Here is a 16,885-nt window from a genome sequence, read left to right as displayed (position 1 = left end):
ACTTCTTAGTTCATGCGATGCAAAAGGCATCACCACAATTACGCCCGGGCAGCCCGGCTCACTTCATTTGCAACGCGTTCGGTGGCATCCGGTATGGATGCGGCGCGCGCACGTTCTGCCATGGTTAATAAAGTTTCTCGCGACCACCCGGCAAGGGTGCTGGCGACGGCGTCCACAGTAAACTGTGGTTGCTCTAAAATTTTGGCGGCGCCCGCTTTTTCCAGCGGCAACGCATTCCAGTACTGCTGTCTGTCTTTGTGCTGGAACGGCACAAACAGCGCAGGCAAGCCTGCGGCGGCAATCTCACTCACCGTCAGCGCGCCAGAACGGCACACGACAACATCCGCCCACGCATAAGCGGCGGCCATATCATCAATAAACTCAGTGACCTTATGCTGCGGTTGTCCCGCCTCGGCATAAGCGTGTTCAACGGTCTGCTGCGCGCCCTTACCGCTCTGGTGCCAGATAGTCACCGCCTCGCCAAGCTTTGCGGCAACCTGCGGCATCGTCTGGTTGAGGACGCGTGCGCCCTGAGAACCACCAACCACCAGCACACGAACCGGGCCTTCACGTCCAGCCAGACGCGCTTCGGGTAATGGCAACGCCAGAACGTCCGTGCGTACTGGGTTCCCGACCACGTCCGCATTCGGGAAAGCGCCAGGGAAAGCCTGCATAACCTTCGTTGCAATCTTTGCCAGCCATTTATTGGTTAATCCCGCAATGCCGTTCTGTTCATGCAGTACGACCGGAATACCTAATGACCATGCAGCTAAACCGCCAGGACCTGACACGTAGCCGCCCATACCGAGCACCACATCAGGCTTGAATTGCTTCATGATGGCGCGCGCCTGACGCCAGGCGTTAAAAATACGCACGGGTGCGGCAAGTAGTGCGTTAACGCCTTTGCCACGCAGACCGGAGATGCGAATAAAGTCAATTTCAATGCCATGCTTCGGCACTAAGTCCGCTTCCATACGATCGGCGGTGCCCAGCCAACGAACCTGCCAGCCCTGGGCCATTAAATGGTGCGCGACCGCCAGCCCCGGGAACACATGCCCGCCGGTACCGCCTGCCATCACCATTAACCGCTTCGGTTGACCACTCATCGTGCACCTCGTGTAAACGCCTGGGCTTTTTCCAGACGCGTTTCATAATCTATACGTAACAAAAACATGATGGCCGTCGACATTATCAACAAACTAGAACCACCATAGCTGATTAACGGCAGCGTCAGACCTTTGGTTGGCAGCATACCTGCCGCCGCGCCGACGTTTACCAGCGCCTGGAAGCTAAACCAGATCCCGATGGAGCAGGCTAAAAAGCCTGAAAAACGGTGGTCAATTTCCAGCGCTTTACGGCCAATCGACATCGCGCGAAAAGCGACGAAGAATACCATTAAAAGTGCCAATACCACACCGATATAACCCAGCTCTTCCCCAATGATGGCGAAGATGAAGTCGGTATGCGCTTCCGGCAAATACTCCAGCTTTTGGACTGAGTTGCCTAACCCCTGCCCCCAAACCTCACCGCGGCCAAAAGCCATTAGCGATTGCGTCAGCTGGTATCCGCTGCCGAACGGATCTTCCCATGGATTCCAGAAAGAAGTTACGCGGCGAATACGATACGGTTCGGCAAGGATCAGCAGCACGACCGCCGATATCCCCATGCCGATAATCGCAATGAACTGCCATAATTTAGCGCCGGCAAGAAACAGCATCGCCAGCGTGGTGACAAACAGCACCACCACCGTACCGAGGTCAGGCTGCGCCAGCAGCAGCACGGCCAGTACCAGGATCACGCCCATCGGTTTCAGGAAGCCGCGCAGGTTGTTTCGAACTTCATCCACCTTGCGTACCAGGTAGTTGGCGAGATAACAGAACAGCGACAGCTTGGTAAATTCCGCAGGCTGAATACGCAGCGGCCCCAGAGCAATCCAGCGCGATGCCCCGTTAACGGAGCTCCCCACCACCAGTACGATCAGCAGCATGATGATCGAGGCGATGAGCATCGTGGTGCTGTACTTCTGCCAGAACTCCATCGGCAAACGCAGAGTGACCATCGCCAAACAGAACGCCAGGAAGATGTACAGCGCGTCACGTTTGGCAAACAGGAAGGGGTCGCCCGCCAGACGTTGTCCTACCGGCATCGATGCCGATGTCACCATGATGAAACCAATTGCCGCCAGACCAAAGGTCAGCCACAGCAGCATGCGGTCATACATGATCAGGCTGTCCGCGTCTTTATCGCGCGAAGCCATCACCCAGCCTTTAAGTGCCGCAAAGATCCACGCCAGGACACCCAGTCCCGGTAAGCGCGGCATTCTCAGACGAGGGAGAGATAAACGCATCAACCCAACTCCTTCGCCAGGCGCGTAAAGACGTCACCGCGTTGCTCAAAATTCTTGAACTGATCGAGGCTGGCACAGGCGGGCGACAGCAGCACCATATCACCGGGCTTCACGCGCGGCGCGAGCAGACGCATTGCCTGCTCCATGGTTTCAGTTTGTTCCGCAACCTCAGGTCGCAGCGCGGCAAGCTGCGCGCCATCGCGGCCAAAGCAGTACAGACGAATGTTGTCGCCGTTCAGATAACGTTGCAGCGGCATAAAGTCAGCGGATTTCCCGTCGCCGCCCAACAACAGGTGCAGCTTACCGTCAACGTGCAGGCCATTCAGCGCCGCTTCGGTACTGCCGACATTGGTCGCTTTTGAATCGTTGATCCAACGCACACCATTATGATTCAGTACCAACTGGAAACGATGCGCCAGTCCGGTAAAGGTGGTCAGCGCTTTCAGGCTTGACGCCCGCGGCAGCCCCGCAGCATCAGCCAGCGCCAGCGCTGCCAGAGCGTTGGTATAGTTATGCTGGCCGGTAAGCGTCATCTCTTTCACGTTGAGAACTTTTTCACCCTTCACCCGCAGCCAGGTTTCGCCCTGCTGACGATTAAGATGATAGTCACCCATGTTGACGCCAAAGCTCACGCAACGCTCATCGGCACCACGAACCGGCATGGTCAGCGCATCATCCGCATTGACCACGCAGACTTTCGCATTCTCATAAACGCGCAGTTTGGCCGCACGATACTGCTGCAAGCCAAACGGATACCTGTCCATATGATCTTCGGTGACGTTCAAAATAGTGGCGGCTACGGCCTGTAAGCTGGAGGTTGTTTCCAGTTGGAAGCTCGACAGTTCCAGAACATACAGCTCACGCTCATCATCCAGCAGCATCAGCACGGGCAGGCCAATGTTACCGCCCACCCCCACGTTCACACCGGCCGCTTTCGCCATTTCGCCAACCAACGTCGTAACGGTGCTTTTACCGTTAGAACCGGTGATCGCAACGATCGGCGCCTGCGCTTCGCGACAGAACAGCTCGATGTCACCGACAATTTCAATCCCTGCATCGGCGGCAGCGCTCAGCGAAGGGTGCGCCAGGGCAATACCAGGGCTGGCGACGATAAGATCGGCGTCCAGCAGCCAGTCATCATTCAGACTGCCAACATGACGCTCAACCGCTTCCGGTAATTTATCCAGGCCCGGCGGCGTCGCGCGGGTATCCATCACGCGCGGCGTTACGCCACGCGCCAGGAAGAAATCCACGCAGGACAGTCCGGTCAAACCCAGACCGATAATGACGACTTTTTTACCCTGGTAATCAGCCATGATTAACGTACCTTCAGCGTTGCCAGGCCAATCAGCACCAGCATCAGCGAAATAATCCAGAAGCGCACAATCACGCGCGGTTCCGGCCAGCCTTTCAGTTCATAGTGATGGTGGATCGGCGCCATACGGAAGATGCGCTGTCCGCGCAACTTAAAGGAACCGACCTGCAGAATGACCGACAGCGTTTCTACGACAAATACGCCGCCCATGATCACCAGCAGGAACTCCTGACGCAGCAGCACAGCAATAATGCCCAGTGCGCCGCCCAGCGCCAGCGATCCGACGTCGCCCATGAAGACCTGCGCCGGATAGGTGTTAAACCACAGGAAGCCTAACCCTGCACCGACAATCGCCGTACAGACGATCACCAGTTCACCGGCATGGCGTAAATACGGAATGTGCAGATAGTTGGCAAAGTTCATGTTACCGGTCGCCCATGCCACCAGCGCAAAACCCGCAGCCACGAACACGGTCGGCATAATCGCCAGACCATCCAGACCATCGGTGAGGTTGACCGCGTTACCAGTCCCCACAATCACAAAGTACGCCAGCAGGACGTAGAACAGTCCCAGTTGCGGCATCACGTCTTTGAAGAACGGCACGACCAGTTCCGTCGCCGGGGTATCTTTGCCCGCGAGGTACAGCGCAAAGGCTACGCCCAGAGCAATCACCGACATCCAGAAATATTTCCAGCGCGCAATCAGGCCTTTGGTGTCTTTGCGTACCACTTTGCGGTAGTCATCGACAAAACCGATGATGCCGTAACCGACCAATACAACCAGCACGCACCAAACGTACGGGTTCGACGGGTATGCCCACAGCAGCACGGAGATAACAATCGCGGTGAGGATCATAATCCCGCCCATGGTCGGCGTACCGCGTTTACTGAAGTGTGATTCCGGACCGTCGTTACGTACGACCTGTCCAAAGGACATTTTTTGCAGGCGGGCGATCATGCGCGGGCCCATCCACAAAGAGATGAACAGCGCGGTCAGCAGGCTGACGATGGCGCGAAACGTCAGATAAGAAAAGACGTTAAAGCCGGAATAATATTTGACCAAATGTTCGGCCAGCCAAACTAACATGTCCCATTCTCCTGTAATGCGCGTACTACCTCTTCCATGGCGGCACTACGTGAACCCTTCACTAAAATCGTCATGATCTGATGTTCTGCAATCAGCGCCTTGAGATGCGCGATCAGCGCGGTTTTATCCGCAAAATGCTCGCCCACGCCGCTGGCGTCGCTAATTGCCTGACTCAGTTTCCCTGTACTCAGTACACGGTCGATGCCCGCGGTTTTCGCAGCAACACCTACCTGTACGTGACATGCTTCGCTTTCCGCGCCAAGCTCTGCCATATCGCCCACCACCAGCACGCGGTAGCCCGGCATTTCGGACAGCACCTGTACCGCTGCGGTCATCGAACCAACGTTAGCGTTGTAGGAGTCGTCCAGCAGCAACTGATTTTCTGCCAGTTGAATCGGGAACAGACGCCCCGGCACCGCTTGCAGATCCTTCAGGCCCGCTTTGATCGCCTCAGGCGTCGCGCCTACCGCCATAGAGAGCGCAGCCGCCGCCAGGGCGTTGGCTATGTTGTGACGCCCCGGCAGCGGCAGCAGAACATCAATGCTTCCGGTTGGCGTTTGCAATGAAAACTCCGTGCCGTGTGAGGTCACGTGAACGTTGGTCGCCGAAAAGTCGCTGTTGGCCGCATTCGGGGAGAAGCGCCAGACTTTGCGATCGCCAATGATGCTCTGCCAGTTCAGCCAGTCGTTGTTATCAGCATTCATGATGGCGATACCATTCGCCGACAGACCGCTAAAGATCTCACCTTTAGCCTTCGCAACGCCCGCCAGAGAGCCGAAACCTTCCAGATGCGCGGCGGCAAGATTGTTCACCAGCGCCGCTTCCGGGCGCGTCAGGCCAACGGTCCAGGCGATTTCGCCCTGATGATTGGCGCCGAGCTCAATCACTGCATAGTCGTAATCATTGTTTAAGCGCAACAGCGTCATCGGTACACCGATGTCGTTGTTCAGATTGCCTGCGGTATATAACGTTTTGCCGCACTGGCTGAGAATCGCGGCGGTCATCTCTTTAACAGACGTTTTGCCGGATGAGCCGGTCAGCGCGACAACGCGCGCCGGAACCTGGGCGCGAACCCACGCAGCCAGTTCGCCGAACGCCAGACGGGTGTCTTTGACAATGACCTGTGGTAAATCAATATTGAGCGGACGGCTGACTAACAGCGCGCCTGCTCCCCCGTCTTTCGCCTTATCGGCAAAATCGTGGGCATCAAAACGTTCGCCTTTCAGCGCCACAAACAGGCAGCCCGGCGTCACTTGACGCGTATCGGTTGTCACTGCATCGAGGGTCAGATCGGCCCCTTTTAGTTCGCCACGGAGGATTTCCGCCAGCTGGCTGAGCGTTACGCTAATCATGCGATCACCCCCAGCAGGCGCGCAGCCGTGACGCGGTCAGAATAGTCAAGGCGCTGTGAGCCAACGATCTGGTAGTCTTCGTGACCTTTACCAGCCACCAGCACCACGTCGTTTTCTTTCGCCTGCATGATGGCGTTAGTCACTGCTTCTGCGCGACCTTCCATCACCCTCGCCTGTCCGGCATCCAGCATCCCCGCCAGAATGTCGTTGATGATGGCACGAGGTTCTTCGGTACGTGGGTTGTCATCGGTCACCACGACGACATCAGCAAATTGTTCGGCAATCGCACCCATCAGCGGACGTTTGCCTTTATCGCGATCGCCACCGCAGCCAAAGACGCACCACAGTTTGCCAGTACAGTGCAGACGCGCCGCCTGCAACGCTTTTTCCAGCGCATCCGGCGTATGGGCATAATCAACGACAACAGTGGTTTTACCCGGCGCACTGAACACTTCCATGCGCCCGCAAACCGGCTGTAATTGCGCCGCCGTTTTCAGTAAATCGGCTAACGGATAACCCAGCGCCAGCAGCGTTGCCAGCGCCAGCAGCAGATTGCTGACGTTAAACGCCCCCATCAGGCGGCTTTCTATTTCGCCCTCACCCCATGAAGAGGTAAAGCGAATCGTTGCCCCACTGTCGTGATACTTCACCTCAACCGCTTTTAACCAGCGACCGTGACAGTTCGGGTTGATGTGGTCTTCCATCGAAACGGCAACCGCATCCGGAAGTTTCGCCAGCCAGCGACGGCCAACCTCATCATCCGCATTGACGATGGCCTGACCGCAATGGTGCGTGGAATACAGCAGCCACTTCGCCGCTTCGTAATGTTCCATGTCACCGTGGTAGTCGAGATGGTCACGGCTTAAGTTAGTAAATACCGATGCGGCAAACTTCAGCGCCGCAACGCGATGCTGAACCAAACCGTGGGAGGAAACCTCCATCGCGCCAACCGTTGCACCCTGCGCAACCAGCCCCGCCAGCACATGCTGGACATCAACGGCTGAACCGGTGGTATTTTCCGTCGGGATCACTTTGCCCAACAGGCCATTGCCAACGGTTCCCATAACCGCGCTGGTTTCACCCAGCAGTTGGCTCCACTGCGCCAGCAATTGGGTCGTAGTAGTTTTACCGTTGGTCCCGGTCACGCCGACCAGACGCATTTTTTCAGAAGGCTCGTGGTAAAAACGGCCCGCCAGTGCAGATAAACGTTCGTTAAGCTGGCTGAGATAGATAACCGGAACGCCGTGCATTTCACGGATTTCACCGTCAGTCGCTTCATCTTTTGCTTCTGCAATAATGGCAGCCACACCTTGCGCTATCGCCTGCGGGATATACCGACGCCCGTCCGCCTGATGACCCAATACTGCTACAAAGAGATCGCCCGATGCAGCCACACGGCTGTCGAGCGTCATCTCCCGCAGTGCTCGCTCCGGTGCACCCGGCACCCATGGAGCAAGAAGGTCGCGCAAATTACGATCTGCCACCTGTTGCCTCGCCTTGATTATTCACAAATTCACTTTTATCGCTCGTTGCCAGCGCATCCGGCTCGATGTTCATGGTGCGCAATACGCCGCCCATGATGGCACCGAAGACCGGCGCGGAAACGGCGCCACCGTAGTATTTACCCGCCTGCGGATCGTTGATAACAACAACCAGCGCGAAGCGCGGCTGACTCGCAGGCGCAACGCCTGCGGTATAAGCAATGTATTTGTTGATGTAGCGACCATCCGGCCCTACTTTTTTCGCCGTACCGGTTTTGATAGCGATGCGATAGCCTTTAATCGCCGCCTTCACGCCGCCGCCACCGGGCAGCGCCACGCTTTCCATCATGTGCACCACGGTACGAACGGTCGCTTCCGGGAAAATACGTTCGCCCGGTACAGGAGGGTCAACTTTGGTAATCGACAGCGGGCGATAAACGCCATAGCTGCCGATCGTTGCGTAGACTCGCGCTAACTGTAACGGGGTTACCATTAGCCCATAGCCGAAAGAGAAGGTGGCCCTCTCTATGTCAGACCACCGTTGTTTTTGAGGATATAAGCCACTGCGTTCTCCGACCAACCCCAAATTGGTCGCTTTTCCCAGCCCAAAACGTGAGTAAGTATCTACTAACGCTGAGGACGGCATCGCTAACGCCAGCTTAGAAACACCGACGTTACTCGACTTCTGCAAAACCCCGGTAAGGGTCAATTCGCTATAACGCGCCACGTCTTTGATTTCGTGGCCATTAATTCGGTAAGGAATCGTATTAAGTACGGTATTTTCGCGTACCACTCCACGCTGCAGCGCCGTCATTACCACCATTGGTTTGACGGTAGAACCCGGTTCAAACACGTCGGTAATGGTACGGTTACGCATGACATCTTTTTGCGTACCGGAGAGATTATTGGGGTTGTAGGACGGGCTGTTGGCCATCGCCAGCACTTCACCGGTGTTGACATCCACCAGCACGGCGCTGCCGGATTCCGCTTTGTTGAACGCGACGGCATTATTCAGTTCACGGTAGACCAGCGCCTGTAAACGCTCATCAATACTCAGCGCGAGGTTATGCGCCGCCTGGCTGTCAGTAGAGGAAATATCTTCAATTACGCGGCCATAGCGGTCTTTACGCACGATACGTTCGCCCGGCTGTCCGGTGAGCCACTTATCGAAGCTCTTCTCAACGCCTTCAATCCCCTGGCTGTCAACGTTAGTAAAGCCAATGAGGTGAGCGGTCACTTCTCCGGAAGGATAGTAACGACGGGATTCTTCACGCAGGTGAATACCCGGCAGCTTGAGTTTTTTGATGTAGTCGGCCATGTCAGGATTAACCTGACGCGCCAGATAGATAAAGCGTCCTTTCGGGTTGGCGTTAATGCGGGAAGCCAGCTGGTCGAGCGGTAGATTCAGCGCAGTCGACAGCGCTCTCCAGCGTTCACCAACGCTCACGCCGCCTGCGTCATGCACCTCTTTCGGGTCGGCCCAAATCGCTTTCACCGGAACGCTCACCGCCAGCGGACGACCGGAACGGTCGGTAATCATCCCGCGCGATGTGGAGACTTCCTGGACGCGCAGGGAACGCATGTCACCCTGACGCACCAGCATATCCGGCGCAATGATTTGCAGCCAGGCAACGCGCCCCAGCAGGAAACCCAATGCCAGCAAAATACAGCCGCACAGTAACGCAAAACGCCAACTGACAAAGTTGGCTTGTTCTTCCTGGCGTTTTGGTTTGTGCGTTTTTGCCGCTGCTTTCATGCGTCGCGTTTATCCTTATTTTTGTACTACGATATTTTCTTGTGAGGGATCAACATGCTGCATTTGCAGCTTTTCCGTTGCGATCCGTTCAACACGGCTATGGTCGCCGAGCGCGTTCTCCTCAAGGATCAAGTTGCGCCATTCGATATCCAGCGCATCTCGCTCCAGAACCAGTTGCTCACGCTGCGCGGTCAGTAACCGCGTATGGTGGGCTGTTGTCACGACGGTAACCGCCGTCAAAATAATGCAAATGAACAGGCAGAGTGGCAGCTTCCCATACCGCAAAAGATCGTCACCGATCACGCCAGGCAAGGCATGGCGCTCGTTGCTTCCTATCGATCCTTTAACTTTGCTGAGGGCTTCTGTCACTCTGCTGATCATGCGTTCGTCCTCTCTGCAATACGCAGAACTGAACTACGGGCACGAGGATTTTCAGCTACCTCTTCTTCACCCGGCATCATCTTGCCTAGTGCTCTTAACTCACGGCCGCCCAGCTTTTTGATCTGCGCTTCCGTCATCGGTATTCCAGCCGGAACCTGAGGACCACGGCTTTGTTCGCGCATAAAGCGTTTCACAATGCGGTCTTCAAGCGAATGGAAACTGATAATCGAAAGGCGACCACCTGGTGCCAGCACGCTGAGCGAGCTTTTTAGCGCCTGCTCTATCTCCTCCAGTTCACTGTTCACCCAGATGCGCACCGCCTGGAAGGTACGGGTCGCGGGATGTTTGAATTTGTCTTTCACCGGCATTGCCGCCGCAATCACTTCCGCCAGCTCCTTGGTGCGGGTCATCGGTTCGATGCGATTGCGCTCTACGATGGCGCGAGCAATGCGTTTACCAAAGCGCTCCTCGCCAAAGGTTTTAATCACCCAGGCAATATCCGCTTCATCGGCGGTTTGCAGCCATTCGGCCGCGGACTGACCGCGTGTTGGATCCATACGCATATCCAACGGACCATCACGCATAAACGAAAAACCGCGCTCCGCGTCATCAAGCTGCGGTGAAGACACGCCAAGATCGAGAAGAATCCCGTCGATCTTACCGGTAAGCCCACGCTCGGCGACATAGTCAGCCAGCGCAGAGAAAGGTCCATGGACGATGGAGAAACGGGGATCGGTAATCGTCTGTGCAACGGCAATAGCCTGCGGATCGCGATCGATAGCCAGTAAACGTCCCTCTTCGCCAAGCTGGGAGAGGATCAGACGTGAATGACCACCGCGACCAAATGTCCCGTCAATGTAGATGCCGTCTGGACGAATATTCAGGCCGTTGACGGCCTCATCCAGCAACACCGTTGTATGTTTATAATTTTCCATCATTTTATAGAGACAAATCCTGCAATCGTTCCGACAGCGCGCCGGTAACAGACTGCTCAGCGTCGATATCTTCCTTGACCTGTTGATACCAGGTCGTTTCATCCCACAGCTCAAACTTATTGAACTGCCCAACCAGCATCACTTCTTTCGTTAGCCCCGCATGTTGTCGCAGAATGGGCGCTATCAATAATCGGCCAGCGCTATCCATCTGACATTCGCTGGCATGCCCCAACAACAGGCGCTGTACGCGACGCTCAACTGGATTCATGCTCGACAGACGCGATAACTTCTGCTCGATAATTTCCCATTCAGGCAGGGGGTACAGCAGCAGGCACGGGTGATGGATGTCAATGGTGCAAACCATTTGACCGGTAGCGCACTCGAGCAGTTGATCCCGATAACGGGTGGGCACCGATAAGCGCCCTTTACTGTCGAGATTAACTAACGTTGCTCCCCGGAACATGCCAGTCTCACCCCCGATTACCACTTTATCCCACAAAATCCCACTTAAAGGAGTTTACGGAGCGGAGGAAAACCTTGTCAAGCAAGTCACGGCGCTAAGCGGAGCAAAAAACACATTGTTTACGGCTAATATCAGCGTTGAACAAATTCCGTACAGCAAACGAAGCAAATTAACGTCATGAATATTTGTAAGAAAAAAATCCAACAACTCATGATTGTTTAAAACAACTGAATATCATCCAAAGAAAATATAAAGTGTCAGTTTGCGACGCGAGCGGCATTTTAGGACAATATGCAGCGAGATAACAGTACCAGTTAATCAGTCTGTATGCCGTGCAGGAGCGAGGTCAGCGTGAGGTTGTCGCCATAGGGCAGCAAAGTGTTTGTTAATTCGGCAAATCCCTACAAGCATGTAACAAAATAATACAACCGTAACGCATCTTTACGCTTCAATAACCCAAAAATGGCGAGTTGCATTTTTAATTCGGCATATTTCAAGAATCAATTTCAGATAATTCTAAAGAATATTCTTAATTATAATGAGGTTATTTCTGAGAATAGAATATTTGATGACGTCAGAGGCTTATGCCGTTGACGTCATCAAATGAGGCAACTTAGTTACGGCTCAGAATACCGCGACGGTACAGATTACGCCGTATACGCGTTAATCCAGGTTTTGGTTTACGCGGCTCATCCAGACTTGCCAGCACAATCTCCAGCACGCGTTCCGCTACATCACGATGGCGTTGCGCCACCGCAAGAACCGGACACTGCAGGAAGTCGAGCAGTTCGTGATCGCCAAAAGTCGCTATCGCCAAATCAGACGGCAACTGCCCATCGCGACGCAGGGTCACATCCATCACCCCCTGCAACAGAGCAAACGACGTGGTAAACAGCGCCTGAGGCATTGGATGCGTTTCCAGCCATTTATCAAACAGCTGCGCTGCCGCTTCGCGTTCATAGCTGTTGGCGTAGAGGAAATGCACCTCACGCGGATCATCTTTCCACGCGGTACGGAAGCCCTGCTCACGCAGGAAGCTGACAGATAATTCAGGGAGCGCGCCCAGATAAAGTACGGTTTCTGCAGGGAATTTACGTAACTCCTGCGCCAGCATTTCCGCATCATCCTGGTCCGCGCCCACGACGCTGGTGAAATGTTCGCGATCCAGCGCACGGTCCAGCGCCACAATAGGGAATGAACTGTTTGCCCAGCGCTGATAGAACGGATGTTCTGGCGGCAAGGAAGTCGACACAATGATGGCATCAACCTGGCGCTGTAAAAGATGCTCAATACAGCGCATTTCGTTATCTGGCTGATCTTCAGAGCAGGCAATCAACAGTTGATACCCGCGCTGACGCGCCTGGCGCTCCAGATAGTTTGCGATCCGGGTATAGCTTGTGTTTTCAAGATCCGGGATCACCAGCCCGATAGAGCGTGTGCGTCCAGCACGCAGCCCGGCCGCCACGGCATTCGGGTGGTAATTATGCTCACGCACCACCGCCATGACTTTTTCAACCGTTTTGTCGCTTACGCGATATTGCTTTGCTTTGCCATTAATAACGTAGCTTGCAGTCGTTCGCGAAACGCCGGCCAACCGAGCGATTTCATCCAGTTTCACAATTGCCCCTTGCGTAAAATGTACAAACCATAACCTTTGTGATGGCATGGGTTAAGTTTCTTAACATCTAAGCGCAGAATAATGACTGCGGCAACCGCTTTTGTCTCTGGTTACTGCTGATTTCGCAAAAAAAAAAGCGCAACAGGAAGCATCAGCGAAAACGGGTACGTTACCTGTAGGCCGGATAAGGCGTTTACACCGCCATCCGGCATGACCTCCACGAGGATGCCTGATGACGCTGTGCTTGTCAGGCCTACAGTCGACTATTAGCGCATGATTTTATCGCCGCGAGAAAGCCCCACCACGCCGGAACGAGCTACCTCTACAATTTTGGCAACTTCCCGTAATGTTGCCAGGAACGCATCCAGCTTATCACTGGTGCCCGCCAACTGTACGGTGTAGATGGACGGCGTGACGTCGATGATTTGCCCGCGGAAAATCTCCGTGTTGCGTTTCACCTCTTCCCGACCATAGCCGCTGGCCTGAATTTTCACCAACATGATCTCGCGTTCAACATGGGCACCCTGCCCCAGTTCGCTCACGCGCAGAACATCCACCAGTTTGTGTAGCTGCTTTTCGATCTGCTCCAGGACTTTCTCATCCCCTACCGTCTGAATCGTCATCCGCGACAAGGTTGGATCGTCAGTGGGGGCGACGGTCAGGCTTTCAATATTGTATCCACGCTGGGCGAAAAGGCCTATCACACGCGACAAGGCACCCGACTCGTTTTCCAGTAATACCGATAATATCCGGCGCATAATCAGGTCCTCTCCGTTTTGCTTAACCACATTTCATCCATACCGCCCCCACGAATCTGCATCGGGTAGACATGCTCGCTGCCATCAACGGTGACATCGACAAACACCAGACGACGATTGCGCACATGCTCCAGCGCTTCACTCAGTTTGCTTTCCAGTTCTTCTGGATGGTTAATTTGGATACCAATATGCCCATAAGCCTCGGCAAGGCGCACAAAATCGGGCAGCGACTGCATATAAGATTGTGAGTGACGTCCGGAGTAGATCATGTCCTGCCACTGCTTGACCATGCCGAGATAACGGTTGTTCAGGTTGAGCACCAGTACCGGCAACTCATATTGCAGCGCCGTAGACAGTTCCTGGATGTTCATCTGAATACTGCCATCCCCGGTAACACACACTACCGTTTCATCCGGCAGCGCCATTTTCACGCCTAACGCCGCAGGTAATCCAAATCCCATGGTGCCGAGGCCGCCTGAGTTAATCCAACGGCGTGGTTTATCGAATGGGTAGTAGAGTGCGGCAAACATCTGATGCTGGCCAACGTCAGAGGTGACATACGCATCCCCTTTCGTCAGACGCCAGATGGTTTCAATCACCGCCTGTGGCTTAATGCTTTCACTTTGCGTGTCATATTTCAGGCACTGACGGGCGCGCCAGTGTTCAATCTGTTGCCACCAGTCACGGTTATCATCCAGCGGCTGCTGAGATTTCTCCTGATCCAGCAGTTCGAGCATCTGATCAAGTACCAGACGAGCATCGCCGACAATCGGAATATCCGCAGTGACGGTTTTCGAAATAGAGGTCGGATCGATGTCGATATGCAGCACGGTCGCATTTGGGCAATATTTTGCCAGGTTATTGGTCGTTCGATCGTCAAAGCGCACGCCGACGGCGAAGATCACATCGGAATGATGCATGGTCATGTTTGCTTCGTAAGTTCCATGCATGCCCAGCATCCCAAGCGCCTGCCGATGTGTTGCCGGAAACGCGCCTAACCCCATCAGCGAGGAAACAACCGGCAGATTAAGTGCTTCAGCGATCTGGCCTAACTGCGCATGGCAGGCGGCATTAACGGCGCCACCACCCACGTACACAACCGGTTTTTTAGCCGCGACTAACGTCTGCAGAGCGCGTTTTATCTGCCCTTTATGTCCGGTCGTCGTCGGATTATACGAACGCATGCTCACCGACTCCGGCCAGCTATAAGGCAGTTTCTTAGCTGGATTCAGAATATCCTTCGGTAAGTCCACCACCACTGGCCCGGGACGACCGCTTGCCGCCAGCCAGAAGGCTTTTTTTAGCACCTGTGGGATGTCTTCCGTTTGTTTGACCAGGAAACTGTGCTTCACTACCGGGCGGGATATACCTACCATGTCGCACTCCTGGAAGGCATCGTAGCCAATCAGCGACGTTGCGACCTGTCCGGAGAGGATCACCAGCGGAATGGAATCCATGTAAGCCGTTGCAATCCCGGTAATCGCGTTGGTAGCGCCGGGTCCTGAAGTGACTAATACGACGCCCACCTCCCCCGTAGCGCGCGCAAGGCCATCAGCCATGTGTACCGCAGCCTGCTCATGGCGGACCAGCACATGATCAATACCACCGACCGTATGCAGCGCATCATAAATATCGAGGACGGCCCCCCCGGGATAACCGAATACCTGCTTTACACCCTGATCGATGAGCGATCGGACGACCATCTCGGCTCCAGACAACATCTCCATGGCTTGCCTCACTCTTATAATGAAAAACGGTTTAACAACACATTAACCGCTGACGATGACGCATGGCAATTGACTCCGCAGGGGTAGCCTCAGAGCAAATAAGAATAAAACGGAGGAAAGCGTCGATTTAATGGAGAATTAAACCAGGATAAGTAAATGATATGATAAATAATCGCTTAAAAAGGGGTACTTACAGCTATTACTCTATTTTTTTACACTTTTGGCTAAACCTGAAAAGTGGATTTCAGCATAAAATTTCATATACAAAGAAAAAAGCAGAACAAACAGGTTGCATTAACCGATTTGTTCTGCTGAATGCTATTGCTTACAGACGGAGACCAACAGCTCTTCCATCCATTGATGTCCTTTATCCCGGCCAGCAGCTTCATGCCAGGAAAGATAACATGTCCGACTATTCAATTTTAAAGGTAAAGGCAATATCTGAAGTTCTAACGAATCTGCGAACTCTTCTGCCAACCAACGTGGCGCAATCGAAACCAGATGCGTTTGCGATACAATATTAAGAACGCTAATTAATGCCATGCCCTGGTAAGCGACGCAAGATTGTTTATCCGGCGTGTCATACCACGGCTGACTGAAAGATGCGAAGCGGTCCAACGAAACCACCGCGTGCTGCTCATTATAAAGGTCGCTTTCCAATAATGGACCACTAATGCGCGGATGCTTTTTGCTCGCGACTAATACCATTTCATCATTGAATAACGGAATACTTGAGAATTCTGGACGGCGGAATTCTTCATAGCTAATAACAAACTCAGTTTCCTGGTAACGCAACTGATGCTCGGTATTTTGATTGAGTGAAGATTTAAATACGACATTAATGTTTGGCGCGACTTGTTCAACCCGATTATAAATCAATGATGTCAGGATATTATCTAATGGGCTGCATACGCAAAGATTGAATACACGTTCGCTGCTGGTTGGCTCAAAACCCGATCCAGGCAGCTCGTTTTGCACTAATTGCAATGCCTGACGAATGGAACCAAATAGCTGGAAAGCTCTTGCTGTCGGCTGGATCCCACGGCCGTAACGAACAAAAAGCTCATCATTAAACATGACCTTCAGGCGCGCTACCGCATTACTGACTGCTGGTTGCGACATTCCTAAGGTATGCGCTGCGCGGGTAATATTCTGTTCCTGCATCACCGCATCAAAAACAGTTAAAAGATTAAGGTCAACCATGCGAAGCTGCGGTTTTCCTGGCTCTAAAAGATTGGGTTTATCTATTATTTTTACTTCTGGCATAGTTAACTCCACTGTCACTCTAAACTCCCTTTTTCCAGACGGAGTGAAGAAATAACCTCCGTTAATATGATTTACCATGCATATAAAATGAGAAAAAGGAAAAACATTAAAATTAGGAAAACATAAAGGTACAAACCTAAATGAACAAAAGAGCAATGCGAGCGCAGTGTGGCAGAGGTCACTGCACGATGATTCATATGTTTAAATTTCAAAAACAATATAACCATAAGCACGGCGAATACACAATCATACATATTATGAATGTATATTTAAGTTTTAATTAAATGTTTATATTATTAATACATTAAAAGTTAACATTAATTTATCAATTATGAGCTTTTGCTCTCTTCCTATCTATTCAAAATTAGTATAAAAACAGGTAAATCATACAGATATAAAA

General features: G+C 53.3%; 14 protein-coding genes. All 14 read right to left on the bottom strand.

Features of this window, described 5'->3' with window-relative positions; all coding sequences use genetic code 11:
* Window positions 1–38 precede the first annotated feature (38 nt).
* The 14 genes from murG to leuO all read right to left on the bottom strand — a co-directional run bounded on the left by murG (window position 39) and on the right by leuO (window position 16,485).
* A complete protein-coding gene (gene murG / locus FDW96_RS02110) occupies window positions 39–1,106 on the bottom strand; it encodes an undecaprenyldiphospho-muramoylpentapeptide beta-N-acetylglucosaminyltransferase (RefSeq protein WP_042312327.1) in 1,068 nt (355 codons plus the stop codon).
* Window positions 1,103–2,347, bottom strand: coding sequence for a cell division protein FtsW (gene ftsW / locus FDW96_RS02105; protein ID WP_079225510.1), 1,245 nt, complete (start codon window positions 2,345–2,347; stop codon window positions 1,103–1,105). The genes murG and ftsW overlap by 4 nt, the downstream gene beginning before the upstream one ends.
* Complete coding sequence (gene murD, locus FDW96_RS02100) at window positions 2,347–3,663, bottom strand: UDP-N-acetylmuramoyl-L-alanine--D-glutamate ligase (protein ID WP_137365155.1); 1,317 nt, start codon at window positions 3,661–3,663, stop codon at window positions 2,347–2,349. Before murD ends, ftsW begins: the two co-directional genes overlap by 1 nt.
* 2 nt (window positions 3,664–3,665) lie before the next feature.
* Complete coding sequence (gene mraY, locus FDW96_RS02095; protein WP_016151694.1) at window positions 3,666–4,748, bottom strand: phospho-N-acetylmuramoyl-pentapeptide-transferase; 1,083 nt, start codon at window positions 4,746–4,748, stop codon at window positions 3,666–3,668.
* A complete protein-coding gene (gene murF, locus FDW96_RS02090) occupies window positions 4,742–6,100 on the bottom strand; it encodes a UDP-N-acetylmuramoyl-tripeptide--D-alanyl-D-alanine ligase (RefSeq protein ID WP_137365154.1) in 1,359 nt (452 codons plus the stop codon). The genes mraY and murF overlap by 7 nt, the downstream gene beginning before the upstream one ends.
* The gene (gene murE, locus FDW96_RS02085) at window positions 6,097–7,584 is read right to left on the bottom strand and encodes a UDP-N-acetylmuramoyl-L-alanyl-D-glutamate--2,6-diaminopimelate ligase (RefSeq protein WP_042312337.1); all 1,488 of its coding nucleotides are present in this window, start codon (window positions 7,582–7,584) and stop codon (window positions 6,097–6,099) included. Before murE ends, murF begins: the two co-directional genes overlap by 4 nt.
* Window positions 7,571–9,337: a peptidoglycan glycosyltransferase FtsI gene (ftsI, locus tag FDW96_RS02080; RefSeq protein WP_042312340.1), complete on the bottom strand. Its 1,767-nt coding sequence runs from the start codon at window positions 9,335–9,337 to the stop codon at window positions 7,571–7,573. Before ftsI ends, murE begins: the two co-directional genes overlap by 14 nt.
* A 15-nt stretch (window positions 9,338–9,352) precedes the next feature.
* Entirely contained in the window at window positions 9,353–9,718 is a 366-nt protein-coding gene (gene ftsL, locus FDW96_RS02075) for a cell division protein FtsL (RefSeq protein WP_006686695.1), read from the bottom strand.
* Window positions 9,715–10,656, bottom strand: a complete 942-nt coding sequence (rsmH, locus tag FDW96_RS02070) for a 16S rRNA (cytosine(1402)-N(4))-methyltransferase RsmH (protein WP_042312345.1) — start codon at window positions 10,654–10,656, stop codon at window positions 9,715–9,717. The genes ftsL and rsmH overlap by 4 nt, the downstream gene beginning before the upstream one ends.
* A gap of 1 nt (window position 10,657) precedes the next feature.
* Window positions 10,658–11,116: a division/cell wall cluster transcriptional repressor MraZ gene (mraZ, locus tag FDW96_RS02065; RefSeq protein ID WP_038637194.1), complete on the bottom strand. Its 459-nt coding sequence runs from the start codon at window positions 11,114–11,116 to the stop codon at window positions 10,658–10,660.
* 613 nt (window positions 11,117–11,729) lie between these two features.
* Window positions 11,730–12,734: a catabolite repressor/activator gene (gene cra / locus FDW96_RS02060; protein ID WP_032940373.1), complete on the bottom strand. Its 1,005-nt coding sequence runs from the start codon at window positions 12,732–12,734 to the stop codon at window positions 11,730–11,732.
* Window positions 12,735–13,000: 266 nt separating this feature from the next.
* Entirely contained in the window at window positions 13,001–13,492 is a 492-nt protein-coding gene (gene ilvN / locus FDW96_RS02055) for an acetolactate synthase small subunit (RefSeq protein WP_003829566.1), read from the bottom strand.
* Between the two features lie 2 nt (window positions 13,493–13,494).
* Complete coding sequence (gene ilvI / locus FDW96_RS02050) at window positions 13,495–15,219, bottom strand: acetolactate synthase 3 large subunit (protein ID WP_079225514.1); 1,725 nt, start codon at window positions 15,217–15,219, stop codon at window positions 13,495–13,497.
* A 318-nt stretch (window positions 15,220–15,537) separates the two neighbouring features.
* The gene (gene leuO, locus FDW96_RS02045) at window positions 15,538–16,485 is read right to left on the bottom strand and encodes a transcriptional regulator LeuO (RefSeq protein ID WP_042312350.1); all 948 of its coding nucleotides are present in this window, start codon (window positions 16,483–16,485) and stop codon (window positions 15,538–15,540) included.
* Window positions 16,486–16,885 lie beyond the last annotated feature (400 nt).

The organism is Citrobacter sp. TBCS-15, from assembly GCF_005280815.1.
Lineage (GTDB): Bacteria > Pseudomonadota > Gammaproteobacteria > Enterobacterales > Enterobacteriaceae > Citrobacter > Citrobacter werkmanii.
Note: the sequence above shows the minus strand (reverse complement) of the source record. Positions and strands in the feature narration are given on the sequence as shown.

Excerpts from the sequence above, each read along its gene's own strand:
- murG (WP_042312327.1), bottom strand. The coding sequence starts at position 1,106 with ATGAGTGGTCAACCGAAGCGGTTAATGGTGATGGCAGGCGGTACCGGC.
- ftsW (WP_079225510.1), bottom strand. The coding sequence starts at position 2,347 with ATGCGTTTATCTCTCCCTCGTCTGAGAATGCCGCGCTTACCGGGACTG.
- murD (WP_137365155.1), bottom strand. The coding sequence starts at position 3,663 with ATGGCTGATTACCAGGGTAAAAAAGTCGTCATTATCGGTCTGGGTTTG.
- mraY (WP_016151694.1), bottom strand. The coding sequence starts at position 4,748 with ATGTTAGTTTGGCTGGCCGAACATTTGGTCAAATATTATTCCGGCTTT.
- murF (WP_137365154.1), bottom strand. The coding sequence starts at position 6,100 with ATGATTAGCGTAACGCTCAGCCAGCTGGCGGAAATCCTCCGTGGCGAA.
- ftsI (WP_042312340.1), bottom strand. The coding sequence starts at position 9,337 with ATGAAAGCAGCGGCAAAAACGCACAAACCAAAACGCCAGGAAGAACAA.
- ftsL (WP_006686695.1), bottom strand. The coding sequence starts at position 9,718 with ATGATCAGCAGAGTGACAGAAGCCCTCAGCAAAGTTAAAGGATCGATA.
- rsmH (WP_042312345.1), bottom strand. The coding sequence starts at position 10,656 with ATGATGGAAAATTATAAACATACAACGGTGTTGCTGGATGAGGCCGTC.
- mraZ (WP_038637194.1), bottom strand. The coding sequence starts at position 11,116 with ATGTTCCGGGGAGCAACGTTAGTTAATCTCGACAGTAAAGGGCGCTTA.
- ilvN (WP_003829566.1), bottom strand. The coding sequence starts at position 13,492 with ATGCGCCGGATATTATCGGTATTACTGGAAAACGAGTCGGGTGCCTTG.
- ilvI (WP_079225514.1), bottom strand. The coding sequence starts at position 15,219 with ATGGAGATGTTGTCTGGAGCCGAGATGGTCGTCCGATCGCTCATCGAT.
- leuO (WP_042312350.1), bottom strand. The coding sequence starts at position 16,485 with ATGCCAGAAGTAAAAATAATAGATAAACCCAATCTTTTAGAGCCAGGA.